Consider the following 24,826-nt stretch of genomic DNA (forward strand, 5'->3'; position numbering starts at 1 on the left):
AACATGCTCCATCATTCTCATTCAATTCGTTCCCGCCCAACGCCTACCTCATCCCGCGTTCTTCGAGCTTTTTTATTGCTGGCGGGCGCGGCAACGACGCCGCTGTCAACCCTGGCCCAGCCGGCAGTGCAAACCGCAACACAAGAGAAACCGCTCACCCTGCAGGTCGGCGACCAGCACGAAATCCTGGTGGAAAAAAGTCTGGAGCGCCTGGCGATTGGTGACCCGGCCGTGGCCGATGCGACCATTCTGCGGTCCGCCAAAGGCACGGCAGGTGCACGTATTCTGGTGTTGGGCAAAGCCGCCGGCCGGACCACCTTGCTGGTGTGGCCCAAAGGCGGCAAGGCACCACAGCGCTACGCCATCCAGGTCAGTGGAAAGGCTGCGGCCCCCTTGTCTGGCAAGGGCCGCGTTGAAACCTACGGGAAAACAGTGGTGATCGAAGGTCGCCTGCCTGATGTAGACAGTCACCAGCAACTGGCCGCGGTAGCCGGCGATGCGTCCGGAAAACCCGTGCTTGTCGACCGCTCGGTGGTCGATGTCCGGAGCAACATCGTCCAGGTAGATGTGAAAGTGGTGGAGTTCAGCAAAAGTGTATTGAAAGAAGCGGGATTCAATTTTTTCACCAACCGCAATGGTTTCGGGTTCGGCGTGTTTGCGCCCGGCGGCGTGCGCTCGTTTTCTGGCGGAGGCAGTGCCCCCATCAGCTTTGGCGGCATCACGCCGCTGGCCCAGGCCTTCAACCTCGTGTTCAGTTCCACCCGCAGCGGCATCGTGACCAACCTCGGCATTCTCGAAAGCAATGGTCTGGCGCGTGTGTTGGCCGAACCAACGTTGGTGGCAATGTCGGGGCAAAGTGCGAGCTTCCTGGCCGGCGGTGAGATTCCCGTTCCGGTGCCGCAAAGCCTGGGCACCATCAGCATCCAGTACAAGCCCTTCGGCATTGGCCTGTCCTTGACGCCGACAGTGCTGGCCAACGACCGGATTGCCCTGAAAGTCGCACCGGAAGCCAGCGACCTGGACTTCACGAATGCCGTCACCATCAATGGCATTGCCGTGCCGGCCATCACCACGCGCCGGGTGGACACCATGGTGGAACTCGGCAATGGCGAGAGCTTCGTGATCGGAGGGCTCGTCAGCCGAACCACTCTTTCCGATGTCGATAAGGTCCCAATGCTGGGCGATATACCGATTTTGGGGACCTTCTTCAAGCGCCAGACCTACAAACAAAACGAAAAGGAACTGGTGATCATAGTCACGCCGCACTTGGTCAAGCCCATCGCCAAAGGCACAGACCTGCAGCCCATGCTACCTGGGCGCGCCGAGCAGCGCGATGGCGCCGTCTGGCGGTCTTACCTGGCCGGCGGTGCGAGCCAGGATGCTCTGCCCGGGTTTTCCGACTGAACATGACGCTACGTTCCAGCAGCATGAACGCCAGACACGCGCCCTTTGTTGAGCAAGTGACCGAGGTTTGCCTGTGGGTGTCGGGCACCGCTGAACACGGCCGTCAGTTCGAGATAACCCTCGCAGGGCAATACGCCTTGGCGCAGGTGGAGCCCGATATGACTCTACTCAAGGAACGCCTGGTCGCACTGCTTCCGGTGGCGGTAATTTTCGATTTTTCGGCAGCCGATGCGCAGACGATGACAACGCTGGTCGAGGACCTTCGCAAGCTTCAACCCGGAATGCCGGTTTTGGGTGCGGGCTCGGTCACCCAGCCCGGGGCTACCTTGGCGGCCTTGCGCGCTGGTGTTGACGACTTTATTGGCCTGGAGATGGCCGCCGAGGAGGTGCTTCAGGTTCTGCGCGGTCGCGCCTCAGCATCGCGCATGACTGAAACCGGTCGGGTCGCCGTGCTGCTGGGCGCCCGCGGCGGCTTGGGCGTGAGCACCATCGCCTGCAACTTGTCGCAGGTGCTGCGCGAAGCCGGCCAGGCTGGGCACCGGGAGGTGGCGTTGCTGGACCTGGGTTTGCCCGCCGGCGACGGTTTGCTGTACATGGACATGAGCAGCGACTTCAGCTTTGTGGACGGCGTGCGTAATTTGAAACGCATGGACTCGACCTTGATACAGACCACGCTGGCCCGTCAGGCCAGTGGTGTGGCGGTGTTGCCCTTGCCTGCCAACCTGACGCAGATGCGCGAGATTTCGCATGGAGACAGTGTGGCGCTGATCGGCCGACTACGCGATTTCTTCCATTATCAAGTGGCCGATTTCGGCGGCTTCTCCAACCTCGACTTCCTGGCCCAGGTCTTGAGCCGCGCCCAGGGAGACCGGGTGTGGGTGGTCTGCGACCAAAGCCTGGGGGGCATAGTCTCCACCACTCAGATGTTGACGGAACTACGAGAGCGTGGTGTGGAGCTGAAGGATTTTGGTCTGATCGTGAACCGCTTCGATGTTCATGTGGACATCGCCGCCAAGGACATCGCGGACCGCCTCGCCCTTACGCTGGATGCCGTGCTGCCCTCACGTAGCGCGGCACTGATGAACGCTTGCAGTCGCGGGCAACTGCTGGCCGCAGTCCACCGGGGTGATCCCTTCGTCCAGGGCTTGCAGACGCTCGCCCGGCAACTGCTGGCCCCCTCATCCGGGCGCAGGCCGCCGCGCTCGCCATGGGTGGAGAAACTATCGCATTTTGCGGATAAATGGAGGGGAGGCACCCATGTCAACGGAAATTGAATTCGCGGACGATGGGCAGGCTTTCATGCAGACCCAGCAGTTCCAGGACATCAAGTCCTGGGCGCACGAGCACCTGCTCAACCGCATCGAGGAACTGGGCGCGGAATTCGGCCGCTGGTCACGCACCGCCATCCAGCAGTTCGTCGACCTGGAGCTGGATAGCTTCGTGCGGCTGCAGCGCGTGCCCATCAACGATGCCGAAACGCGCCTGATTGCCGAGGCGCTGACCAAGGAGCTCTCTGGTTTCGGTCCCATTGAGGATTTGCTGCAGGACCCTGCCGTCGAAGACATTCTCATCAATGGGCACAAACACGTGTATGTGTCGCGCCACGGCATTTTGCAGCGGGTGTCCTTGCGTTTCACCGACGACGACCACGTGCTACGCATCGTGCGGCGCATCCTCGCGCCCATCGGACGACGCCTGGATGAGTCCAACCCCATGGTTGACGCCCGCTTGCCGGACGGAGGGCGCATCAACGTCATCATCGAACCCTTGTCCATCGACGGCCCGGCGGTGTCTATCCGTAAGTTTCGCAAAGACCCGCTGAGCCCGGCCGACCTGGTGAAACTCGGAACCTTCGACACGCCCATCTGTCAGTTGCTGGAGATAGCCGTTCAGGGACGCTGCAACATCATTGTGAGCGGCGGGACCAGCTCTGGAAAAACCTCGCTGCTCAACGCGCTCGCCACCTTCATTCCCGAAACCGAACGTGTCGTCACCATCGAAGACACGGCAGAACTGTCGCTCAACCACCCGCACGTGGTGCGCCTGGAAAGCCGGCCCGGTGGCTTCGACGCATCCGGCGTAGTTGCCATTCGCGACCTGCTGCGCAACAGCCTGCGCATGCGACCCGACCGCATCATCGTCGGCGAGGTCCGCGGCGGCGAGGTGCTGGAGATGATGCAAGCCATGAACACCGGCCATGACGGCTCCATGGGCACCATCCACGCCAGTTCACCACGCGAATGTATCTACCGCCTGGAGATGCTGGCGGGATTTGCCGGCTACCAGGGCAGCGAGGTGAGCTTGCGCCGACAGATTGCCAATGCCGTGGACTTCATCATCCAGATTGGCCGTTTGTCCAGTGGCCAGCGCCGCATCCTGTCCGTAACCGAAGTCACCGGGCTCAACGACAGTGTGGTGGCCATGCAGGAGCTCTACCGCTACGAGCCCGCCCCAAACCCCGACGGCACCGAACGCGACCGCTGGGTCACGCTCGGCATCACACCACACTCGCCCAAGCTCGCACGCTTCCGGCAGGCGCTGCAAAAGCTCAACGGGGACGGACGTGTCTAGCGCGGCCTTCACGGTCATGAGTCTGGCCTTGCTGCTGCTAGCGGCGGGCCTGTCGTTCTGGCTCTGGGCCCAGGGCCGGCAGTCGCGCCAGGCCGTCGGCCAGCATCTGGACAAACGTCTCGCAGCAGAGGCCAGCGAAAACACCGAGGTCTTTTTTTACCCAGGTGGGCGTGCATCCAGCGAGGGTACGGGCGCACTCACCGGTGGGGCGACCGACGGCAAACAGCTGAGCCGCTGGGGCGCGCGCCTGACTCACTGGCTGTTGCCGGCCTGGCAGTTGGGCGTACTCAGCCCGCGTGCCCTGCTGGGGCTGGTCACCTTGATTGTTGTTCTGGTGACCTTCACCGGGTTAGCCGCGGGCATGGTGCCTGCGGTAGGCCTGGCCGCGATGCTGGTGCTGGGCGCGTTCTTTTTTGTCTGGTACCGCGCGCAGCATCGCCGACGCCAACTTGTGCGTCAGTTGCCGGGGTTTCTTGATTCCATGGTGCGGCTGATCAACATCGGTAACTCCACCCATGCAGCGTTCCAGATTTCGGTGCCCGCAATCAAGGCGCCGCTGCGGCATTATCTAGACGATGTGAGTGCGCTGATCAGGGCCGGTGTAGAACTCGAGCCAGCGTTGCTACAAGTGGCTCGCGGCATGCAGATCGATGAACTCCATCTGCTCGCCTCCATTCTGGGCCTGAGCGTGCGCTACGGCGGCCGGGCCGACATTCTGCTAGAACGCATGGCCAACTTCATGCGCGACCGCGAACAGGCTGACGCGGAGTTGATCGCGATGTCTGCAGAAACACGCTTGTCGGCGTGGGTTCTGGGCTTGCTGCCTGTGCTGGTGGGCGCGGGCATCATTGTCATCAACGCGTCCTACTTCATACGCATGTGGGACGACCCCACCGGACGCAGCATGCTTTATGGGGCGCTGGGCCTGCAACTGATCGGAGCCTTCCTGTTGTACCGCCTGGCACGGCTGAGCTGAGGCAGCACGAACCATGACCCCGCAGCAACTCATGATGACCGCCCTTGGACTGGTCGCACTGGGCATGCTGGCCCTGGGCGTGCTCCTGATGGTCCAGCAGTGGCGCCGCGCGCAAGGCCAACGCGCCATCGAGCGCGTCATGCATCGCAACACCGCCGGTTCTGCAGCAATGCCGGACCGGTCACGCCCCAGCGCTGCGCCCGAAACACGGGAGGTGCTCTGGACCACCTCTCTGCGCGAGGAAGGCGCGGCAGCGCGCTGGCTGGACTCGCGCATGGGGCGGCTGCTCGTGGTCAACGAAGACCGGCGGCTGATCGAGCAATGCGGTTTTCCCTCACTGCGAGCACAACTGAGCTTTCTGGCAACCCGCGTGGCGCTGGCTGCGCTGTTGCCTGCGCTCTACTATGCGCTGGCACCCGGGGAAACCCAGTTCGTCTATGCTGCGGCGCTGTTCACGGCGGGCGTTCTTGGGCCCAAATGGTTCTTGAAGTGGTTTGCCGCCCAGCGTAAACGCCTGGTGGCGCGCGAGCTTCCGCTGCTGGTGGACCTGATTGGTCTGCTGCAGGGCGTCGGACTGAGCCTGGACCAGACCTTGCAAGTCATCGCCCACGACTTTCGGACCGTGCTCAAGGTGCTTGGCAAGGAACTCGACATCGCCAACCGCCAATACAGCCAGGGCCGCACACGCGAGCAGTCCCTGCAACGTTTCGGTCAGCTTCATGACAACGCACATCTCGGCAACCTCGTGGCCTTGCTGGTCCAGGTGGACCGGCATGGCGGCGCCGTCCAGGAGCCGCTGCGCCAGTTCAGCGAGCGCCTGCGCGAGATGCGCAAGTCGGAAATGAAGGCGCAAATCGGCAAGATCACCGTCAAGATGACAGTTGTCATGGTCACCACGCTGTTGCCAGCGCTGATCCTGGTGACCGCCGGGCCAGGCTTCCTGGCCATCATTCGTTCCCTGGGAGCTATGGCCCGATGAAAATCAGATTTTTTTGCATGACAAGCGCTATTGCCGGCACATTGGCGCTTGCTGGCTGCGCCGCGCCCTCCGGCTATGGACTGGCTTCGGCCCGAGCGCCCGCGATACCGTCTGCCGAAGCGCCCATCAATCCGCTGAGCACCTATATCAACCTGATCCAGCAGATGCAGCAGAAAGGTTTGTGGTTTGCATCGCTGGCGCACATTGATGCCATGGAACAGCAAAACGGCGTGTCGCCCGAGACACAACTGATGCGCGGCGACGCCTTGCGCCAGACCGGCCAGCTCGACGAGAGCGCCGCTATCTACCGCAAACTGATGGGCACACCGGTTGAAGCGGCGGGCTACCGAGGCTTGGGGCTGATCGCCGGTGCGCGTGGCGACTTCCCGCAGTCGATCCAGATGCTGGAGCAGGCGCAGCGCCGCAACCCGACAGATGCCGTCGTCCTGAGTGATCTGGCTTATGCCTACATGCGAGCCGGCCGTGTGGCGCAAGCGCGGGTACCGGTGATGCAGGCGTCGCAGTTGCAGCCAAGTTTGGCCAAGGTGCAAGGCAACCTGGCCTTGTTCCTGCTGGTCGATGGACAGCGTGCGCAGGCCGACGCCGTGATGGACCGCGCCAAGATGTCGTCCAACCAGCGCGAAGCCATCGAGCGGGAAGTGCAACTCGTCAACCCAGACCGTGCGCTGGTGGCCAATTCCACCCCGGTGCCCTTGCGGCTCAAGACCTCGCAATGGCCGTTCAGCAACTGATGGCGGTCAGGCCCGCTTTTCAAGGAGTTAGCTCATGAATAAAAACATTCTCACTCACCGGATCGTCTGGCCAACCGGCGTGTTACTCGCTGTCGGCGCCCTGGGGTTCCCAGCCTCGGCCCAAACGCCGCCGACACCCGTGCCAGCAGCCCCGGCGGCGGTAGCCGTGGAACCCCTGCGTGTCGGCGATGCCACCCGCCAGTTGCTGTCCTTGCAGCGCAACGCCACCGGGCCCGACCGGCCCATTCCCGGCGAGCAAGCTGGGTTGAGCTACCAGCGTTATCTAGACAGCTTCAAACACCCCATCCCCGAACGCATGGGGTCGAGCATTTCCAGTACCAGCGGCAACAAGGCGCAATAAGACACCGCCAGACAGTCATGTCGATAAATCCACGCATCTCCGGAAAAAGTCCCCATCAGTTGCAGCAACGGGGCGTAGTTGCCCTCATGGGCGCGATCTGGATGATGGTGGCGCTGATCGTGTTAATGGGGCTGGATATTGGCAACCTGTTCTGGCAGAAACGGGAGTTGCAGAAGATTGCAGACATGGCGGCGCTGGCGGGGGCGCAAAGCACTGGCGAAGGCTGCAGCGTCGTCCAGTCGCACGCCCAGTCGAATGCGAAACTCAATGGATTGCGAGTTAGCGGGACGAATGCAGATATTTTCTCGCCAGCGGATTGTGGAAACTGGAACCCAAAGTTGCCCCCGGTCGTGGAGCCCGGTGCCACTTGCAACCCCGCGTGTTACTTTGACACAAGCCGAACACCGCTGAACGCCGTGCGTGTGAATGTGTCTCGAATGGTTCCCTATTTTTTCGTTTTTAACTGGGGAAGTGACAGTCGACTCGTGAAAGCAACGGCCACTGCAGCCAATGCGTCAACCACGGCAAGGTTGCAAATTCGCAATACCCTGGTCAGCGTAAACACCGAACAGTCTGATGTACTCAACGCCGTAGTCGGCGGGATGCTGGGCGGTAACCTTGCCTTGGACGCGGTCGGCTGGAACGGGCTAGTGAACAACAACATAAAACTGCTCGATTACCTTGACCAGCTGGCCGTGAATTTGAATATCGAGGCAGGAAAATACGATCAAGTTTTAGGTACAAATACCGATATTGGTCAGTTACTTCAGGCCGCAATTGATGTCATGAACCGCGCCGGTCCAACGGCCGAAGTGGCTGTTAACGCACTGAAGGCAATCAAGGTAACGGCGCAAGCGGGGGCCGCCAATCCATTGCTCAAGCTGGGTGACCTGCTGGGCGTCGCAACGAGCACGCCTGCGGAGGGATTGCGTATCGACCTCCAAGCATTTCAACTGGTCCAGGGCCTTGTTCAACTGGCTAATGGACAGAATGCTGCTGTCGCCAGCATACCTCTTCTATCTGTACCCGGACTGGTTGACAGTAACGTGAGGTTGCAGGTGATCGAGCCACCGCAACTCTCTGCTATCGGCGACCCACGGTTAGCGAAAGCCGATCCACTTGGGCCAAATCGCATTTATGTCCGAACTGCGCAGATCCGGACAATGGCATCGTTGGATCTGTCAGGGGTTGCAGGAAAAATTTCAGATATTGGAAACGCCGTTTTCTCGGCGATATCTCCGCTAACCAGTGCCGTTAACAGTGTTTTGAATCTCCAACTCAAGAGTGCAGTCGAGCAACTATTGGGCGCCGTGGCTTGTCCTATTCCCATTCTTTTACCGAGCTGTCCCGAGTACGAAGAAATGTATACCCAGGCGCTGCCGGCGCGTGTGGATATCAGCCTCGAGGTCGGTAACGCCGAGGCTTACATCACAGACTACAACTGCAACAGTTCGGAGTCAAAGACTTTGACCGTCCAAGCGCGCGCACCCATTGCCGATGTACGAGTGGGACAGATAGGGAACGCTTTTCTCTCCAAAACCCCACCAACCGTCGCTCCAGTGGCGTTAGTGGAGCTGGGCTACACAACGGCTAAACCGGACGTCTGCCTACTTGCTGTTCTCTGTGGTGGCTGGAAATGGAAACAACCCAATGGCACTTGGGGAGCCAAAGCCACGGCGGCAAAGAACATCATCGCAGGCGTCGGAGCGCAGGTTGGCTCCTCCCTGAGCACGGTTGGACAGGGACACTCACTGTTGTACGTCACCCCACCGGCTGACAACCTCCCCGACATCACAGTTCCGTTCAGTAACAACGACAGCTCGTTCAAAAAATTATCGGTCACTGATCTGATTGCACAAATTGGCAGCACCATAGGTAATGTGAATATAAATGTGTACCGCAGCAACTCCGCTGGTCTTTTAAGCGCTCTTTTAGCAGGAACACTGGACACCGTGAATGCACTAGTTTCAACACTCCAGAATGTGGTTAAAGGCGTATTAGCCCCCTTGCTCGATCCTTTACTGACTAAATTGCTTCAGACGCTGGGTATTGATCTCAACGAGGCATCCGTTGGTGCCCGGCTAAGCTGCCAACAAGGCGCCGAACTGGTCTACTGAACAGAAACCTCCCCGCATGCGAACCCCATTCCACTTCGACGAACTAGATCTCTATGTCTGGGAAGGCAAGGCCGACATCCTTGACCGCATCGCGCGTTGCATGGCCAGTTTCGACGTGGAGGTGATACGCGCCGACGGCATTCCTCATCCTCAGGAGCGCACCAAGGGGCGGGTGGGTTTGGGCATCATCAGTGTCACGGTGATCGACAGTGGGGGGTTGCCTATGGCCAGCGAGGTGTTGCAAGGCATGCCGGTGATCTGGGTGGCCGCGGCGAACCGGGACCGCGACACGCGAAACTACCCGGCGGAATACCAGCACATCCTGCCCTTTGACTTCACCGGGGCTGAGCTGCGCACCTTGGTGACCAAGCTGGTGCAGCAGATGCGCGCCCACGAAGCCACACCGGACCGGCCCGACGTGCTGGTGGCCAACTCCGAGTGCATGCAGTCGCTGCTGGCCGAGGTGACGGCTTTTGCCGACTGCGACCACAATGTGCTGGTCCACGGCGAAACCGGCGTGGGCAAGGAGCGGATTGCCCAACAGCTGCATGCGGGTCACGGTCTGTATGGCAAAGGACCGTTCATTGCGGTGAACTGCGGCGCCATTCCCGACGGCTTGTTTGAGTCGCTTTTTTTCGGCCACGCCAGAGGCTCCTTCACCGGAGCGGTACATGCACACCGGGGCCACTTTGAGCAGGCCACGGGCGGCACGCTATTCCTGGACGAGATTGGCGACCTGCCGCGTTACCAGCAGGTCAAGCTGCTGCGCGTGCTGGAAGAAAACATGGTCACCCGGCTCGGTTCGACGGTTCCTATCAAGCTCGACTTCCGCCTGGTGGCGGCGACCAATTGCGATCTGCGCGAGCTGGTGCAATCGGGCGATTTTCGGTCCGACCTGTTCTATCGGCTGGCGGTGATCGAACTGCAAGTGCCATCGCTGGAAGAACGCGGCGCGGTGGACAAAATTGCCATCTTCAAAGCGGTCATGGCCTCGGTGATGGGCGATACACACCGCGAGAACCTGCCGGATTTGCCCTACTGGCTGACCGACGCCATTGCCGACATGTACTTTCCCGGCAATGTGCGGCAATTGCGCAATCTGGCCGAACGCGTTGGGGTGATCGTGCGGCAAACCGGCGCATGGGACCAGACGCTGATTGAGCGCGCCTTGACCTTGGCCAGACGTATGTCGCCGCCTGTGCCCGCGCCCGCCGAAGCCGAGTTTCCGGAGCCCGCCGCACGCCGAAACTGGGACGCGACGGAACGCAACCGCATCATCAGCGCGCTGGAAACCAAAGATTGGCGGCGGCTCGAAACGGCGCAACTGCTGGGCATCAGCCGCAAGGTGCTTTGGGAAAAAATGCGCAAATACCAGATTAGCAATGGCGAGCCCGGCATTCCACTACCGGACTGAAGGCCGGCGACGCGCGAAAGAAAAAAGTCCTGCTGAGGGCTTTTTTTTATTTGACGGCCGACTGCTCCAGTGTTCCGGCGGCCATCGCCTCCTTGACCCACTGGGGTTTGCGGCCGCGTCCACCGGACCAGGTTTCCCCGGCGGCACTGCGGTATTTCACCTTGGCAACTGGCGCCGGCGCGGCGGCGTTTTTCCGGCCCTTGCCTGTTTTGGCGGGGAGTTTCAATTCGCTGGCGGTGATGCCGTACTGGGAAATGATCTTGCGCACCTCTGCGAGTTTGGCGGTCTTTTCCATGTTGAGCAATTCGGCCCTGCGACTCTGAAGTTCCGCAATCCGCTCTTCCAGCTTCAAGATTTCGTTGTCTATTTCGTCGAGCTTCGAATGCGTCGTCATGTAGGAATCCTTGATGGCCGAAAGCTGGAATTTTAACGAGTTCACATGGCACACTGAGCAGCCCTCGCCACTCATTCACTTCACGTTTTCTGAACGGCTGCGGGATTAGCCCTCTGCCAAAGAAGCCGCCGTATCAGCCGTCCAACTCGGGGTAGCGCCTGAAAATGCCTTCTTCGTTGAACGCAATCCGCCGGTCGCTGGCCAGGTAAGCCGCCACACGCCGGTGTTGCGCCACCCGCAGGTGCAGATCGGTCAGGTGGGGCGCCGATTTGAGCACCCGCTTGCTCGCTTTCGGAAAGGCGTAGAGCAAACCATCGACCAACTGGAACAAGGACAGATCGGCGTAACTCAGGCGCGCGCCGACCAGGTGTTCGGGACCTTTGGGATTGCGTGCCAGCACGGTTTCAAACCAGGCCAAAAACTTGGGCAGTCGCAGCTGGCGAAAGGCCTTCGCCCGTTTGCCGGCCTCCGCCTTCTGGTCTTCGTAATACAGGCTGCTCGCGATCGGGTGATGTGTCTCATGGACTTCCGCCACCAGGTCGGCCATGGTCAGTTGTAATTGATGCGTCCACAACTGGCTGGTTTCGCTTTTGCCCACCAGGCCCAGGCGCGGCCCGAGGTACAGCAGGATGGCGGCGGTCTGCGCTATGGTGTGTTTGCCATGGACCAGAAAAGGCAGCGCAAACGGCGGCTGTTCCAGCGCCGGGTCTTGCATGCAGGCCAAGGTGGCCGCCAGGCCCTGCCCCGGCTTGCCTTGGCCGCGTGCGACATCCACATAATCGACACCGGCGGCCTCCAGCGCCAGCCGCACAAACTCACCGCGGCCTTGAATGGTGGGCCAGTAATGCAGTTCGTAAGGCATGGCGATGTCCTTTTCTTGAAACAGGCCAGCCGGCTAAAGTGCCGTCAGCCTGCTTTTGGCAGGAAATTTAAATGAAATAAGCCTCCAGCCCTTTATACACGGGCGCAAGCAGCTATCACATTCATAGCTACTGTCAAGCAGCCGCTTTGGCACCCAGCCGCCAGAGCGAGGTCACCTCGGCCGCCCGGGCCGCGTGCAAGGCATCGTCCACGTCAAACACCTTGCTGTGTTGCGGTTGGGCGTCCACACGTGCCAGCACCTGCAAACCGGCGGCATCCACCCAGGCCAGCAAGTCCGCACGCGTGCGCAGGCCCAGGTGTTCTGCCAGGTCCGACAGGATCAGCCAGCCCTCTCCGCCAGGGATCAGATGGGCCGCCAGTCCGCTGAGAAAACCACGCAACATACGGCTGTCGGGGTCGTACACCGCGTGTTCAATCGGTGAGCTGGGGCGGGCCGGCACCCAGGGCGGGTTGCAGACGATCAGCGGCGCGCGCCCTTCTGGGAACAGGTCTGCCTGCAGCAGGTTGATCTGGGCGCTCAGCCCGAGTCGTTTGATGTTGTCGCGCGCACAAGCCATGGCCCGCGGGTCCTGGTCCGTCGCCACGACCCGGTCCACGCCCCGGCGCGCCAGCACCGCCGCCAGCACGCCGGTGCCGGTGCCGATGTCGAAAGCCACGCTGCCAGTCGCCAAGGCCGGCGGCAAGGCGGTGTCGGCCACCAGGCCCAGATATTCGCTGCGCACGGGCGCAAACACGCCGTAATGCGGGTGGATACGCTGACCGCCCAAGGCGGCAATCTCGACCCCTTTGCTGCGCCACTCGTGCGCGCTGATCAACCCCAGCAGTTCCCGCAGCGACATCACGTAAGGACCTTGCGCCAGGTCGCCGGGGCCATACACCTCGCGGCAGGCCTGCACCACGTTCGGCGCACGCCGCAGCGCGCTGTGATGTGCGCCGTCAAATTCCAGCACCACCATGGCCAGCGTGCGCGCCCGTTGCGACTGCGCCTGACGGTGCAGGTTGAAGACGTCTGCAGAAGAAGGTTCAGGCAGGCCTGGCTTGGCTTTTTTGGCCTTTTTAGGCCTGTCGATGCGCCTGGCCAGGGCCTGCACCAAATGCCGTGCGTTCTGGAAATCACCGCGCCACAACAAGGCCGTGCCTTCGCTGGTCAGACGATAGGCCACGTCCGCGCTCAGGGTATCGTCGGCAAGAACCACACGTTTGGGCGGCAATGCGCCGCTTTCGGAGCGCCAGCGGGCAGAACGTGTTTCGCCGGCTTCGCTCCACTCGATGTTGACCGGCGCGCTCATGCGAGCACTTTCGGGGCAATGCAGGTGATGCGCTGCAAGCGCAAAAATAGGAGAGACATTGCAAAAAACCGGTAGATGAATAGACCTCTATTATCCGGTGCCGCACCCAAAGGCGGCTGTCGGGACTAAGCCCAGCCCTTTATCGGCTGTCTTTTCCGTTGTCGAGGTCGCCTAGCGGCGCGAGGTCGGACGCGTAAGTGCGGTCGCCTATGGTCATCTGGCTGCTTTTTTGCCAGGCGGCCTCGAAAGCCGCCAGTTCTTCCGCGGTCGCACGTTCGTAACGGCGAACATCCGACGAGCGGGAGCTTCGTGCTGAGGCCGGCTCCGCTCGCACGCCCTCACCGGATCGCGGGGCATCCAGGCCCTTGAGTTCTTCATTGACGCGCCAGTACACCGCCGGCACACCCAGCCCATACCGGCTCAAGGCGTTTTTCTTGATGGCGGCGCCCAGCGCCGCCAATGGTTCTTGTCGCCCCTGCTCGTTGCGGAGGAAGTCGGTGGACAGGTCCACCATCACGGCAAAGGTATGGCCGCGCTTGTCGACACGCACCACCTTGAACCGATAACTTCCGCCCACCATGCCCCAACTCTTCATCGTGCTGTTGATCGAGTCAAAAAGCATTTCCCGACGAAACGCCATGCGTTCCTCCAGGCTCATCTGGACCGGCCCGGTCTCCGGCCCCGAACGACCGTCCTTGATAGCGCGCGAAGGGGAAAACAAATTTTCGAAAAGCGACATGGCGAAAAAAGAGATTGAGTGAGGTTTCCCAACCTCGTTGCAAAACGTTCTTCGAGTTATCAGCTGTTGACAAGTATTCAGCCAGCTCATCACCAACAAACATCCTATTCTTTTCATTACAAGTTGTCACGATCGGATACATGGCATTTTCAAGCACCGCGCCTGTTAAAAATGTCGAAAAGTAGCTTCAAAGAGTGCGTTCACCCCCCCGCGTTAGAAAATTTCCATATAGGTGCCCGAATTACCAGGAGGCTGCTTGGGCTTGCGACACCCCACTCCGCCAGCAGAAACAGGTAGGCCTTTTCTCACGCCGCAACGCGGATAGCTCCCACAGGCGCACTGCCGCCTCAGTCGCAATGTGGCGATTGGTACAGGCACGGGCAGAACTGACGCCCATGGGCCTATTTATCCATTTTTTTGGAGCCCTTATGAAACTGAACCGTCTCATCAACCTTTCCGCTGCAGCGGCCGCACTGGCTTGTTCAGGCCCTGGCCTGCTGCTGGCCCAGCCCGTTCAAAACTCGTCGATTTACATCATGCCGTCCCTGACGATCGTGGACCCCGATTCCCGCTTCAACGGCGACAAAAATCTAGGCGGCCTTGGCCTTCGTCTGGGCAAAGCGATCACTCCGTCCTGGGACATCCAGGTCGGCGGCAGCATGGCGCGAGCGACCAACAATGGTCAGCGTTTTGAGCAAAGCTCACTGGGTGTCGATGCGCTGTACCTGTTCAACCGCAGCAACTTCCGCCCCTTCCTGCTGGCTGGCGTGGGGGCCGAAAACGACAAGTTGCCCAACGCCCGCCAGACCTCGCCCTATATCAACCTGGGCTTGGGGTTTCAACTGGCACTGTCCGAGCAATGGTTTATGCAGGCCGATCTTCGCCGCAGCCGCGCCTACCAGCGCGACGACAACCTCTTTGGAGCGGACCGGACCAACAGCAACACCCTGAACTTCGGCGTGAGTTACTACTTTGACAAACCAGCACCACCGGTGGTCGCGCAGTACAACCCACCGCCCGCACCCGAACCTGTGGTCACCCCTCCGCCGCCACCACCGCCCCCACCCGCTCGGTTTGAGCGGGTCACCTTGTCGGCGACCGAGCTGTTTGAATTTGACAGCGCCGACCTGCGTATGCCACAGACCAAGCTCGACGAAATTGTCCAGGCCTTGAGCGGCGGGCAATACACCGGCAACATCACCGTGACGGGTTATACCGACCGCATCGGGGCGGACAGCTACAACCTGAAGCTCTCCCAACGCCGCGCGGATGCGGTGAAAAGCTACCTGGCGAGTAAAGGCGTCAGCGCCAATCGCCTGACGGCCATCGGCAAGGGCAAGGCCAACCCGGTCGTCAACTGCCAGGACCGCAACCAGGCGGCGCTGATCAAATGCCTGGCTCCCAACCGCCGGGTGGAGGTCGAAGAGATTGTGATTGAGCGCCGCGTCAACTGAGCGCTATCAGCAACGGCTCCGTGCCAGGCCACGGAGCCGTTGCTGAGGACAAGTCAAGGCCGCTATTTGGTACCCAGGCCCATGGCCCGCGAAATCACCTCTTTCATGATTTCGTTGGTGCCGCCGTAAATCCGTTGCACGCGCGCGTCGGCATAAGCGCGGGTGATGGGGTACTCCCACATGTAGCCGTAGCCGCCAAAAAGCTGCACACATTCATCCATGACTTTGCATTGCAGGTCCGAGCACCAGTACTTGGCCATGCTGGCCGTCGCGGTGTCCAGCTTGTCCTGGCTGATCAGCTCGGTGCATTTGTCGACAAACACGCGCGCGACCTGCACTTCGGTTTGCAACTCAGCCAGGGTGTAACGCGTGTTCTGGTAGCTGGCGACCGGCTGGCCAAACACCTTGCGCTCTTTCACATACGCCAGTGTCCAGTCAATTGCGGCCTGGGCCGAGGCGACGGCTGTGATGGCGATTTGTAAACGCTCCCAGGGCAGTTGCTCCATCAGGCAGATGAAGCCCCGGTTCTCGTGTGCCTCGCCGCCCAACAGATTCTCGGCGGGAACACGCACGTCGGAGAAAAACAGCTCGGACGTGTCCTGGGCCTTGAGACCGAGTTTTTTCAGGCGTTTGCCCACTTCAAAACCGGGCATGCCGCGCTCCACCAGCAACAAGCTGGTGCCTTTGGCGCCAGCCGTCGGGTTGGTTTTGGCGACCACAATCACCAGATCCGCATGCCAGCCGTTGGTGATGAAGGTCTTGCTGCCATTGAGCAAGTAGCTGCCATCAGCCTGCTTGAGAGCGGTGGTTTTCACGCCCTGCAGGTCGGAGCCAGCGGCCGGCTCGCTCATGGCGATGGCGCCCACCATTTCGCCGCTGGCGAGTTTGGGCAGGTACTTCTGTTTTTGCGCCTCGGTGCCGTAATGCAGAATGTAAGGCGCGACGATTTCATTGTGCAAGCCGTACCCCATGCCGGAAAAGCCGCCGCGCGCCAGCTCTTCCATCTGCACCACCGAATAAAGCTTGTCGGCGCCCGAGCCACCATAAACCTCGGGCATGGTCATGCATAAAAATCCGTTTTCACCCGCCTTGTTCCACACAGCGCGGTCGACATAACCCTGCTCCTCCCAGTCCGCATGGTGGGGGGCAATTTCCTGCGCCATGAAACGCCTGAAACTGTCGCGAAACGCTTCATGGTCCGTTGAGAAAAGGGTTCTTTCGATCATGGTGTCACCTTGAGGACTATTTATAAAAAGCAATTGCTTGGTGAAAAGAATATACTGCAAACGCCATAAAACAACCCGGGACACAGACGCACCATGTCGCAAGCCGCCGTTGATGACACAGCCCTTACGCCTCCCGCCGCCACGGCTGCCTTGCTGGAACGTATCCGGGTCCAGTTGGCCAGTGGTCAGCCGGACTGGAAGGCCAACGGTGCCGCCGAGATCCATATTCCAGTGGCGCGTTATTTTTCGCCAGAAGTCTGGCAGGCCGAGTTGCAAGCCCTGTTTCGTCCCTTGCCCCTGATTGCCGCACACGGCAGCGAACTGGCGCACGGCCAGACCATGGCACACGACAGTTTTGGCGTGCCGCTGCTGCTCAGCCGCGACGCAGATGGCACGGTGCGGTGTTTTCTCAATGTCTGCCGTCACCGCGGCATGCGGCTGGTCGAAGCCGCGGGCGGCGCGCAAACGCGCAACAGCGTGGTCTGCCCCTACCACGGCTGGACCTACAAGCTCAACGGCGAGCTGCGCCACATGTTGCATGCCGACGCTTTCGATCCCTGCCCCGCAGGTACACGCGACCTGACACCTGTGCCTTGCGCTGAGCGCCACGGCCTGATCTGGGTGGTGCCGGATCCCCAAGGCGCCATCAACCTGGACGATTTTCTGGGCGGACTCAATGATGAGTTGCCTTTTTTCGCCATCGACCAGTTGCAGCACTTTCGCACGGTTGAAGCCGACTACCCCGCCAACTGGAAACTCATCATCGATGCGTTTTTGGAGTCTTACCATATCCGGGTACTGCACCAGAACACGATCTACCCCTACTTTTCCGACGGCATCACGTCGGCCGAGCGTTTTGGCCCACACATCCATTCGCTGGTAGCGCGCAAGGCCGCGCAGGAATGGGCGGCACAGCCGGGCAACGAACCGCCCGCCACCCTGGAAGGCTTGAGCCGGCTGGCGACCACAAGCCAGGTGATTTTCCCCAACACGGTGACCATCTTCCACCCGGACTATCTGAGCCTGATCACCGTGGTGCCAACCGGCCCTGAGACCTTGCGCTGGACACACCGCATGCTGATTCCCGCCGCCAAGGCCACGCCAGACTGGACACCGCATTGGGAAAAGACCTTTCGCCTGATCGAACAAGGCGTATTCCAGAAAGAAGACATCCACTGCGCCATCGGTATTCAGCGTGGACTGAAAAGCGGCGCCAACCGACACATCACGGTGGGCCGCGCCGAACAGGGCGTGGCCTGGTTTCATGAACAGGTCCAACAAGCCACCAAGCCTTTTTTAAAAACCACATCCACCCCGCCATATTGATCAGGAGAACAACGATGACCGAAGCATTCATCTACGACGCCATCCGCACACCGCGTGGCAAGGGCAAAAAAGACGGCAGCCTGTACGAGGTCAAACCCGTCAACCTGCTGGCCGGCGTGTTGACGGAGTTGCAGCGCCGCAATAACTTCGACACGGCGCAGGTCGACGATGTGGTGATGGGCGTGGTCTCGCCAATCGGCGAACAAGGATCGGTGATTGCCAAGGTCGCCGCGCTCAAGGCCGGCTGGGACTTTCGCGCCTCGGGCGTACAGATCAACCGCTTTTGCGCCTCGGGTCTGGAAGCCGTCAACATGGCCGCGCAAAAAGTCCGTTCGGGCTGGGAAGACCTGGTGGTGGCCGGCGGCGTGGAAAGCATGAGCCGCGTGCCGATTGGCTCGGACGGCGGCGCCTGGGCGCAGGACCCGGAGACCAACAGCGCGACCGCGTTTGTGCCGCAAGGCATAGGCGCCGACCTGATCGCCACGCTGGAAGAATTCAGCCGCGCTGATGTGGACGCTTTTGCACTGGAAAGCCAGAAACGTGCGGCCACGGCGCGTGAGGCCGGCTACTTTGAGCGCTCCATCGTGCCGGTCAAAGACTTCCTGGACCAGACCATCCTGGGTCAGGACGAATTTATCAAACCCCACACCACGCTGGAAGGCCTGGCCTCGCTCAAGCCGGCGTTCGAGCAAATGGGCGGCATGGGTTTTGACCAGGTGGCGCTGACGCGTTATCCGCAGGTTGAACGTATCGCCCATGTGCACCATGCCGGCAACTCCTCGGGCATTGTGGACGGCGCAGCGGCGATGCTGATCGGTTCTGCTGCCGCTGGAAAAACCCATGGTTTCACGCCGCGCGCACGTATTGTCGCGGCAGCCCTCAGCGGCGCCGACCCGACCATCATGCTGACCGGCCCGATGCCGGCGACACGCAAAGCGCTGGCCAAGGCCGGGCTGACGATAGACCAGATCGACCTGTTTGAAGTCAACGAAGCTTTTGCCGCCGTGGTGATGCGTTTCATGAGGGAGATGAAAGTGCCGCACGACAAGGTCAACGTCAACGGTGGCGCGATTGCCATGGGCCATCCGCTGGGCGCCACCGGCGCGATGATTTTGAACACCCTGGTGGACGAACTGCACAGGCGCAAGCTGCGTTACGGACTGGCCACGCTGTGTGTGGGTGGCGGCATGGGCATTGCAACGATTGTGGAAAGAATCTGATGAAGACCATCCAGTACGAATTGGCAAACGGCATCGCCACCCTGACCTTTGACGAGCCCGGCTCGCCGGTCAACACCATGTGTGCGCAATGGCAACAGGATATGTCCGAAGTGACCGCGCAAGTCCTCAAGGACAAGGCGGCTATCCAGGGCATCGTCCTGGCCTCGGCCAAATCCACCTTTTTTGCCGGCGCCGATCTCAAGGCGGTGATGCGCCTGAGCCCGGCGGATGCGTTGGCCTCGTATACCGAAATCGAGCTGCTGAAGAAGAACTTCCGCACGCTGGAAACACTGGGTGTCCCGGTGGTAAGTTGCCTCAACGGCACGGCGCTGGGCGGCGGATGGGAGGTGGCCCTGGTCGGCCATCACCGGATTGCGGTAGACGATAAAAAAATCCAGTTCGGCCTGCCGGAAGTGACGCTGGGCCTGTTGCCCGGCGCCTCGGGCGTGACCAAGATGACGCGCCACCTGGGCCTGCTGGCGGCGCAGCCCTATTTGCTGGAGGGCAAACTGTTTGGCCCGCGCGAAGCCCACGAAATGGGTCTGGTCCATGCGCTGGTCAGCGATGCCAGCCAGTTGCGCAGCGAAGCACTGGCCTGGATCGCATCCAGCCAGGGTGAGCCGGCAAAAGCCCAACACCCCTGGGACGCCAAGGATTACAAGATTCCCGGCGGCACACCAGCCAACCCAAAGATCGCCATGGCACTGACGGTTGCGCCGGCCATGCTGAAAAAGCAGACGCGTGGCCTCTACCCGGCCCCCGAAGCCATCCTGGCCTGCATGGTCGAAGGCGCGCAGGTGGATCTGGAAACGGCCTTGCGCATTGAAAGCCGTTATCTCGCCAAACTGATGACGGGCACCAACGCGAAGGCCATGATCAACACCTTCTTCTTCAACATGAACGCAATCAAAAGCGGCCAGTCACGGCCCAGGGATGTATCGCGTTTCAAACCCGCCAAAGTCGGCCTCTTGGGCGCCGGCATGATGGGCGCCGGCATTGCCTATGCACAAGCCAGCAAAGGCATCCCCACCGTACTCAGGGATGTCAGCCAGGACAAGGCCGATGCCGGCAAGGCTTACAGCGCAAAGATCACGCAAGCTCGCGTGGACAAGGGCCGCATGAGTAGCAGCGACCAGGCCGCCCTGCTTGCGCGGATTCACGCCACGGACAAAATCGCCGATCTGGCTGGCTGCGACCTGATCATCGAAGCGGTGTTTGAGCGCCGCGACCTGAAAGCCAAGGTCACGCAGGAAGCCGAGCCGCTGCTGGCGCTTGGCGGCTTTTTTGCATCCAACACCTCCACGCTGCCTATCAGCGGCCTCGCGCATGCCAGTGCCAACCCGGCCAAATTCATAGGTATCCATTTCTTCAGCCCGGTCGACAAGATGAAGCTGGTCGAGATCATCCGCGGCAAACAAACCGACGACGAAACCGTGGCGCACGCTTTCGACTATGTACAGGCCCTCGGCAAGATTCCCATCGTGGTCAATGACTCGCGCGGGTTTTACACCAGCCGCACATTTGGCACTTTTGTGATGGAAGGCGCGGCCATGTTAGGCGAAGGTATTCCGGCCGCCGCCATTGAAAATGCCGGCATCCAGTGCGGCATGCCGGTCGGCCCGCTCGCCGTGCTCGACGAAACCGCCTTGTCATTGAGCGTGCATGTGCTGGACCAGACCCGCGCCGACTACGTGGCCGAAAGCAAGACCTACATCGCCACGCCGGGCGAATTGATTGTCGAGCGCATGGTCAAGGAGTTCGACCGCAAGGGCCGAGCCGCGGGCGCCGGTTTTTACGACTACCCCGCGGAAAAAGGCGCGAAGAAAACCCTGTGGCCTCAGCTGAAGACACTGTTTGAAAAACCCGGCGTCACCTGGGACATCACCGAACTGAAAGACCGGCTGCTCTACCGCCAGGCCGTGGAAACCGCGCGTTGCCTCAGTGAAAACGTGCTGACCACCGTGCACGATGCCAACATCGGCTCCATCTTCGGCATCGGCTTTCCGGCCTGGACCGGGGGGGCCATGCAGTTCATCTACGGCATGGGGGTGGATGCTTTTGTGCAACGTGCCGACCAGTTGGCCGCGAAGTTCGGTCCGGGTTTTGTTCTCAGCGACAAGGTCAAGGCCGCGATCAAGCAACACCAGCCGGTTTATTGACCCAGGCGCTCCAGCAAGCCGGCTTTTTGCACCTTGCCCAAAGCTGTTTTGGGCAAGGCATCGCAAAACAGGATGCGTTTCGGATGTTTGAAACGCGCCAGCCGGCCTTCGAACAAACGCATGACGGCGGCAACGTCCAGGTCTGCCCCCGGTGTTTTAACCACCACGGCAACCACCACCTCGCCCCAGTGGCTGTCCGGCTGGCCGACCACGGCTACCTCGGCAATCTGCGGGCAATCGGCCAGCAGGTTTTCGATCTCGGCCGGGTAAACGTTTTCTCCGCCCGAGATGATCATGTCTTTGGACCGGCCCACGACTTCATAAAACCCCGCGTCGTCACAACGCGCCAGGTCGCCCGTGTGAAACCAGCCTTGCGCCAACGCCGGGTTGTCCGCATCCTTCCAGTAGCCACACAACAGGTTGGGGCCACGCACCCACAACTCACCGACCTCCCCCACGGCCACCGGCTCGCCCGTATCGTTGACCAACCTCACCGCTACATGGAGACCCGCCTGGCCGGCTGAGCCGACATGCGCCATCGCATCTTCACGGCGAAGATAGATGGACACCGGACCGGTCTCGGTCGCGCCGTAAACCTGGCACACCGGCACGCCGCGCGCGTGGATCGCCGCGATCATGGCGGCAGGAATTGTGGAAGAACCCGCGGCCAGCAGCTTCAGTGAAGACACATCCGTCTTTGCAAAATCCGCATGCTCAAGCACCGCACGCAAGGTGGCCGGCACCATCAGCGACAGCGTGGGCCGGCGCTTTTCCACATCGCCCAGCCAGGCCGCCGGGTCAAAGCGTGCATGCAAGGTCACGGTCGCCCCGGCGTGTAAAGCCGGCAAGGTCTGGATGCACAAACCGCCGACATGAAACATCGGCAACACACTCAACACATGGTCGTTCTGCGTCAGCTCGTGCGCATGGGTGGAGATCACACAGTTCCAGACCAGGCCAGCCTGGGTGTGCAACACCCCTTTGGGCTGGCCAGTGGTACCGGAGGTATAGACCAGCAACACCGGCGAGGTTTCGCCACCGCTTAACACCCGCGCGTCCGACCCGTCCGGTGCGGAACTCAGGTCAGCGGCCTGCAGCAAGCGGCAGGTGCCAAGTGTTGGCGCGGCGTCGGCATGTACGGCGTCGGCCACCAGCCAAGCTGCACCTGCGTGCTGAAGAATCGCCGTCTGTTCCGGCGTGGCCAGGCGGTAGTTGAGTGGCAGCAGGATGGCGCCGATGCGCGCCAGCGCAAAAAGCAGCACCAGCAAAGCCGGATCGTTCAGGCCTAACCAGGCGACACGGTCACCGGGCTGAATACCCGCTGCCAGCAACACCTCGGTCGCGCGCTGGATACGTCGCCACAGTTCGGCGTAAGTGATGTCTTCGCCGGAAAAATGCAGGGCCACCTGCGCCGGAGAAAGCTGCGCGTGCCGCTCGATGATGTTGGCCAGACCCATGCCGGACCTTGTTTACAGCGCGGCCTGTTCGTCCTGCTCACCGGCCTCGTACAAGCACTCGCGCCCTAGCCGGTCCAGACACAGCTCCGCGGTCCACGGCAACATCAACGAGCCGCAGCGCGAGTCGCGGTACAGACGCTCCAGCGGCAGGCTTTTGAGCATGGACTGGCCGCCGCAGGTACGCACCGCCAGGCGGCAAATTTCGTTGGCATTCTCCATGATGGTGTAATGCGCCGCGTAAAGCCCCAGGCGGATTTCCTTGGAAGGATCAACCCGGGCGGCGCGGGCATTCTGCAGAAAAATGGCGCGCGTCTGCTCCAGCCTGACTTTCATTTCCGCCACGGCGATCTGTTTGGTCGGGTACATGCGGCGTTTGACCGGCGGCGTGCCAGGCACTTCGCCGCGCAGGTATTGCACCGTGAAATCGTAAGCAGCCTGGGCAATGCCCATGTAGGTCGGCGACAAGGTGGCAAACATGTGCGGCCAGCGCAGCGCTGCCTGGGCGTACAGGCCTTCGGGCATCAGGCGTTCGATCTCCGGGACAAACACGTCCTGGAACACCAGCGTGCGCGACACCGTGCCGCGCATGCCCAGCGGGTCCCAGTCGCCGGTGACGCTGACACCGGCCAGGTTTTTGTCCACCGCCAGGTAGAGCGAGTCACGCTGGGTCGCACCCGGTTTATCCAGGGTGCACAAAATGCCGTAATAGTCGGCAGCCCCTGCCAGCGAGGCAAAAATCTTCTTGCCGTTGACGATGTAGCCACCTTCGACTTTTCTGGCCAGCGTGCCGAAAGGCGCTTTGCCGGCGGCAGCGGCACCACCTTCCGAGAAAGGCTGCGAATAGACCTTGCCCTGCACCACCACGCGCTGGTAATGCAGTTGGCGGTGTGCCTCGTGGCTGGCACGTTGGTCGGCCGTCATGTCGAGGTCGTCGGCGATAAAACCGGTCCACATCGTCGAGCTCACATGCATGTTCAGGGTCAGCGCGGTTGCGCCGCAATGGCGGCCAATTTCAGCAGCCGTCATCACGTAGGTGGCAAAGTCGGCGCCCCAGCCGCCATAAGCTTCGGGCACACAAATTTTGAGCAGGCCGGCGGCACGCAGATCGGCGTAATTTTCAAAAGGAAAAACCGCATCACGGTCTATCTGCCCGGCACGTGGTGCAAACTTGGTACGCCCGAGGTCGGAGGCAATCGCCAGCAGCTCGGTTTGTTTGGCCGTCAGTTCGCTGTAGTCCCCCGCGATGGATGGCGGCACATAACACACAGCAGACGGCGGGCAGGCAGGGAGAGCAGACATGGGCAATTCCTCGTGGCTAATCGTGGCTAAAAGTGTTGCTTCAGAAATGTCAGGACCGCGCGGTTGAACAGCGCCGGCTGCTCGATGTTGGCGATGTGCCCGACACCCGGCAGGCACAGGTAGTCGGCCCCTGCAATGCGGCTGGCCATTTTTTCCACGACGGTGGGCGGCGCATTCAGATCCAACTCCCCGGCCAGGCACAAGGTCGGCACGGCGATCTGGCCCAGCTCGCTGAGCCGGTTGAAAGACACGATGGCCGAGAGTGCGGCGCGGTAAGCCTCGGCGGGCACCTGGGCCATCAGGCTGCGGGCCTCGCTCATACGTGCGGGATCGGCCTCAGGCGCAAACATGCCGGGTACCAGCGTCTCCGCCAGGCCCGCCATGCCCAGGCCCTGGTCCAGCGGCGCAAAACGGCTTTGCAAAAACTGCTGCTGCCAGTCGCCACCGGGCTTGCCAAAAGCCGGCGAAGTGCTGTGTAACACCAGGCCGTGGACCAGCGTGCGATACAAGGCCGCGAATTCCTGCGCGATCATGCCGCCCATGCTGTGGCCCAGCAGCACATTGCGCTGGGCGCCGATGTGCTCTATCAGCGTTTTGAGCGCCCCGGCCAGCATGGCATTGCTGCAAGGCTGGACCGCCGGCGAAGCGCCGTAACCCGGCATGTCCCAGGCGATGGTCTTGAACCCCTGGTCGGCCAGTGCGGCCTGGTTGTGCGCCCAAGCCTCCTTGCCGCCGCCCACACCGTGCAGCAAGAAGATGGCGGTATCTCCGTCACCCCGTTCAAGATAAGCCGGCAGTGTGTGCATG

At 61.2% G+C, this 24,826-nt stretch carries 21 protein-coding genes; 13 read left to right on the plus strand and 8 right to left on the minus strand.

Annotated features, from left to right (window positions below):
- The first annotated feature begins 3 nt into the window (after positions 1-3).
- The 9 genes from R6254_RS03970 to R6254_RS04010 are packed head-to-tail and all read left to right on the plus strand — an operon-like array spanning position 4 to position 10,574.
- Complete coding sequence (locus R6254_RS03970; RefSeq protein WP_412103101.1) at positions 4-1,404, plus strand: type II and III secretion system protein family protein; 1,401 nt, start codon at positions 4-6, stop codon at positions 1,402-1,404.
- 2 nt (positions 1,405-1,406) lie between these two features.
- On the plus strand, positions 1,407-2,678 hold the full coding sequence (locus R6254_RS03975) for a CpaE/TadZ family protein (protein ID WP_318404600.1): 1,272 nt from the start codon (positions 1,407-1,409) through the stop codon (positions 2,676-2,678).
- Entirely contained in the window at positions 2,662-3,975 is a 1,314-nt protein-coding gene (locus R6254_RS03980) for a TadA family conjugal transfer-associated ATPase (RefSeq protein WP_318404601.1), read from the plus strand. The genes R6254_RS03975 and R6254_RS03980 overlap by 17 nt, the downstream gene beginning before the upstream one ends.
- Positions 3,968-4,951, plus strand: coding sequence for a type II secretion system F family protein (locus R6254_RS03985; RefSeq protein WP_318404603.1), 984 nt, complete (start codon positions 3,968-3,970; stop codon positions 4,949-4,951). The genes R6254_RS03980 and R6254_RS03985 overlap by 8 nt, the downstream gene beginning before the upstream one ends.
- Positions 4,952-4,964: 13 nt before the next feature.
- Complete coding sequence (locus R6254_RS03990; RefSeq protein WP_318404605.1) at positions 4,965-5,930, plus strand: type II secretion system F family protein; 966 nt, start codon at positions 4,965-4,967, stop codon at positions 5,928-5,930.
- 17 nt (positions 5,931-5,947) lie between these two features.
- Positions 5,948-6,682: a tetratricopeptide repeat protein gene (locus R6254_RS03995; RefSeq protein ID WP_318404606.1), complete on the plus strand. Its 735-nt coding sequence runs from the start codon at positions 5,948-5,950 to the stop codon at positions 6,680-6,682.
- Between the two features lie 34 nt (positions 6,683-6,716).
- Positions 6,717-7,043, plus strand: a complete 327-nt coding sequence (locus R6254_RS04000; protein ID WP_318404608.1) for a DUF3613 domain-containing protein — start codon at positions 6,717-6,719, stop codon at positions 7,041-7,043.
- A gap of 17 nt (positions 7,044-7,060) precedes the next feature.
- Positions 7,061-9,160, plus strand: a complete 2,100-nt coding sequence (locus R6254_RS04005; protein WP_318404609.1) for a TadG family pilus assembly protein — start codon at positions 7,061-7,063, stop codon at positions 9,158-9,160.
- Positions 9,161-9,176: 16 nt separating this feature from the next.
- On the plus strand, positions 9,177-10,574 hold the full coding sequence (locus R6254_RS04010; protein WP_318404611.1) for a sigma-54 dependent transcriptional regulator: 1,398 nt from the start codon (positions 9,177-9,179) through the stop codon (positions 10,572-10,574).
- Positions 10,575-10,620: 46 nt separating this feature from the next.
- Here the strand turns inward: R6254_RS04010 and R6254_RS04015 are convergent, their stop codons facing one another.
- The 4 genes from R6254_RS04015 to R6254_RS04030 all read right to left on the minus strand — a co-directional run bounded on the left by R6254_RS04015 (position 10,621) and on the right by R6254_RS04030 (position 13,878).
- Entirely contained in the window at positions 10,621-11,043 is a 423-nt protein-coding gene (locus tag R6254_RS04015; protein WP_318404613.1) for an H-NS histone family protein, read from the minus strand.
- 58 nt (positions 11,044-11,101) lie between these two features.
- Complete coding sequence (locus R6254_RS04020; RefSeq protein WP_318404615.1) at positions 11,102-11,830, minus strand: glutathione S-transferase; 729 nt, start codon at positions 11,828-11,830, stop codon at positions 11,102-11,104.
- A gap of 133 nt (positions 11,831-11,963) precedes the next feature.
- Entirely contained in the window at positions 11,964-13,139 is a 1,176-nt protein-coding gene (locus R6254_RS04025) for a class I SAM-dependent methyltransferase (protein ID WP_318404617.1), read from the minus strand.
- Positions 13,140-13,278: 139 nt separating this feature from the next.
- Entirely contained in the window at positions 13,279-13,878 is a 600-nt protein-coding gene (locus R6254_RS04030) for a hypothetical protein (protein ID WP_318404619.1), read from the minus strand.
- A gap of 428 nt (positions 13,879-14,306) precedes the next feature.
- Here R6254_RS04030 and R6254_RS04035 point away from each other — a divergent pair, with 428 nt between their 5' ends.
- A complete protein-coding gene (locus R6254_RS04035; protein ID WP_318404620.1) occupies positions 14,307-15,332 on the plus strand; it encodes an OmpA family protein in 1,026 nt (341 codons plus the stop codon).
- Positions 15,333-15,394: 62 nt separating this feature from the next.
- On the opposite strand, the gene R6254_RS04040 is transcribed toward R6254_RS04035, so the two are convergent.
- Positions 15,395-16,558: an acyl-CoA dehydrogenase family protein gene (locus tag R6254_RS04040; protein WP_318404621.1), complete on the minus strand. Its 1,164-nt coding sequence runs from the start codon at positions 16,556-16,558 to the stop codon at positions 15,395-15,397.
- A 93-nt stretch (positions 16,559-16,651) separates the two neighbouring features.
- Here R6254_RS04040 and R6254_RS04045 point away from each other — a divergent pair, with 93 nt between their 5' ends.
- From R6254_RS04045 to R6254_RS04055, 3 genes are read left to right on the plus strand one after another with little or no spacing between them, the layout of a single operon-like run.
- Positions 16,652-17,884 (plus strand): aromatic ring-hydroxylating oxygenase subunit alpha, encoded by a 1,233-nt coding sequence (locus R6254_RS04045; protein ID WP_318404622.1) that lies wholly within the window; start codon positions 16,652-16,654, stop codon positions 17,882-17,884.
- A gap of 14 nt (positions 17,885-17,898) precedes the next feature.
- Positions 17,899-19,104 carry an acetyl-CoA C-acetyltransferase gene (locus R6254_RS04050; RefSeq protein WP_318404623.1) on the plus strand — a complete coding sequence of 402 codons (1,206 nt, stop codon included), beginning with the start codon at positions 17,899-17,901 and terminating at the stop codon, positions 19,102-19,104.
- On the plus strand, positions 19,104-21,263 hold the full coding sequence (locus tag R6254_RS04055; RefSeq protein WP_318404625.1) for a 3-hydroxyacyl-CoA dehydrogenase NAD-binding domain-containing protein: 2,160 nt from the start codon (positions 19,104-19,106) through the stop codon (positions 21,261-21,263). Before R6254_RS04050 ends, R6254_RS04055 begins: the two co-directional genes overlap by 1 nt.
- On the opposite strand, the gene R6254_RS04060 is transcribed toward R6254_RS04055, so the two are convergent.
- From R6254_RS04060 to R6254_RS04070, 3 genes are read right to left on the minus strand one after another with little or no spacing between them, the layout of a single operon-like run.
- The gene (locus R6254_RS04060; RefSeq protein ID WP_318404627.1) at positions 21,257-22,720 is read right to left on the minus strand and encodes a class I adenylate-forming enzyme family protein; all 1,464 of its coding nucleotides are present in this window, start codon (positions 22,718-22,720) and stop codon (positions 21,257-21,259) included. The two genes, R6254_RS04055 and R6254_RS04060, sit on opposite strands and share 7 nt — an antisense overlap.
- A gap of 12 nt (positions 22,721-22,732) precedes the next feature.
- Entirely contained in the window at positions 22,733-24,019 is a 1,287-nt protein-coding gene (locus tag R6254_RS04065) for an acyl-CoA dehydrogenase family protein (protein ID WP_318404628.1), read from the minus strand.
- Between the two features lie 26 nt (positions 24,020-24,045).
- Positions 24,046-24,825: an alpha/beta fold hydrolase gene (locus R6254_RS04070; RefSeq protein WP_318404630.1), complete on the minus strand. Its 780-nt coding sequence runs from the start codon at positions 24,823-24,825 to the stop codon at positions 24,046-24,048.
- Position 24,826: the final 1 nt, after the last annotated feature.

Origin of the sequence: Polaromonas potterensis (assembly GCF_033446725.1) — a bacterium.
GTDB lineage: Bacteria > Pseudomonadota > Gammaproteobacteria > Burkholderiales > Burkholderiaceae_C > Polaromonas.

What these genes read in the sequence shown, in the direction of transcription:
- R6254_RS03970 (WP_412103101.1), top strand. Translation starts at nt 4, where the DNA reads ATGCTCCATCATTCTCATTCAATTCGTTCCCGCCCAACGCCTACCTCA.
- R6254_RS03975 (WP_318404600.1), top strand. Translation starts at nt 1,407, where the DNA reads ATGACGCTACGTTCCAGCAGCATGAACGCCAGACACGCGCCCTTTGTT.
- R6254_RS03980 (WP_318404601.1), top strand. Translation starts at nt 2,662, where the DNA reads ATGTCAACGGAAATTGAATTCGCGGACGATGGGCAGGCTTTCATGCAG.
- R6254_RS03990 (WP_318404605.1), top strand. Translation starts at nt 4,965, where the DNA reads ATGACCCCGCAGCAACTCATGATGACCGCCCTTGGACTGGTCGCACTG.
- R6254_RS03995 (WP_318404606.1), top strand. Translation starts at nt 5,948, where the DNA reads ATGACAAGCGCTATTGCCGGCACATTGGCGCTTGCTGGCTGCGCCGCG.
- R6254_RS04000 (WP_318404608.1), top strand. Translation starts at nt 6,717, where the DNA reads ATGAATAAAAACATTCTCACTCACCGGATCGTCTGGCCAACCGGCGTG.
- R6254_RS04005 (WP_318404609.1), top strand. Translation starts at nt 7,061, where the DNA reads ATGTCGATAAATCCACGCATCTCCGGAAAAAGTCCCCATCAGTTGCAG.
- R6254_RS04010 (WP_318404611.1), top strand. Translation starts at nt 9,177, where the DNA reads ATGCGAACCCCATTCCACTTCGACGAACTAGATCTCTATGTCTGGGAA.
- R6254_RS04015 (WP_318404613.1), bottom strand. Translation starts at nt 11,043, where the DNA reads ATGAGTGGCGAGGGCTGCTCAGTGTGCCATGTGAACTCGTTAAAATTC.
- R6254_RS04020 (WP_318404615.1), bottom strand. Translation starts at nt 11,830, where the DNA reads ATGCCTTACGAACTGCATTACTGGCCCACCATTCAAGGCCGCGGTGAG.
- R6254_RS04025 (WP_318404617.1), bottom strand. Translation starts at nt 13,139, where the DNA reads ATGAGCGCGCCGGTCAACATCGAGTGGAGCGAAGCCGGCGAAACACGT.
- R6254_RS04030 (WP_318404619.1), bottom strand. Translation starts at nt 13,878, where the DNA reads ATGTCGCTTTTCGAAAATTTGTTTTCCCCTTCGCGCGCTATCAAGGAC.
- R6254_RS04035 (WP_318404620.1), top strand. Translation starts at nt 14,307, where the DNA reads ATGAAACTGAACCGTCTCATCAACCTTTCCGCTGCAGCGGCCGCACTG.
- R6254_RS04040 (WP_318404621.1), bottom strand. Translation starts at nt 16,558, where the DNA reads ATGATCGAAAGAACCCTTTTCTCAACGGACCATGAAGCGTTTCGCGAC.
- R6254_RS04045 (WP_318404622.1), top strand. Translation starts at nt 16,652, where the DNA reads ATGTCGCAAGCCGCCGTTGATGACACAGCCCTTACGCCTCCCGCCGCC.
- R6254_RS04050 (WP_318404623.1), top strand. Translation starts at nt 17,899, where the DNA reads ATGACCGAAGCATTCATCTACGACGCCATCCGCACACCGCGTGGCAAG.
- R6254_RS04055 (WP_318404625.1), top strand. Translation starts at nt 19,104, where the DNA reads ATGAAGACCATCCAGTACGAATTGGCAAACGGCATCGCCACCCTGACC.
- R6254_RS04060 (WP_318404627.1), bottom strand. Translation starts at nt 22,720, where the DNA reads ATGGGTCTGGCCAACATCATCGAGCGGCACGCGCAGCTTTCTCCGGCG.
- R6254_RS04065 (WP_318404628.1), bottom strand. Translation starts at nt 24,019, where the DNA reads ATGTCTGCTCTCCCTGCCTGCCCGCCGTCTGCTGTGTGTTATGTGCCG.
- R6254_RS04070 (WP_318404630.1), bottom strand. Translation starts at nt 24,825, where the DNA reads ATGCACACACTGCCGGCTTATCTTGAACGGGGTGACGGAGATACCGCC.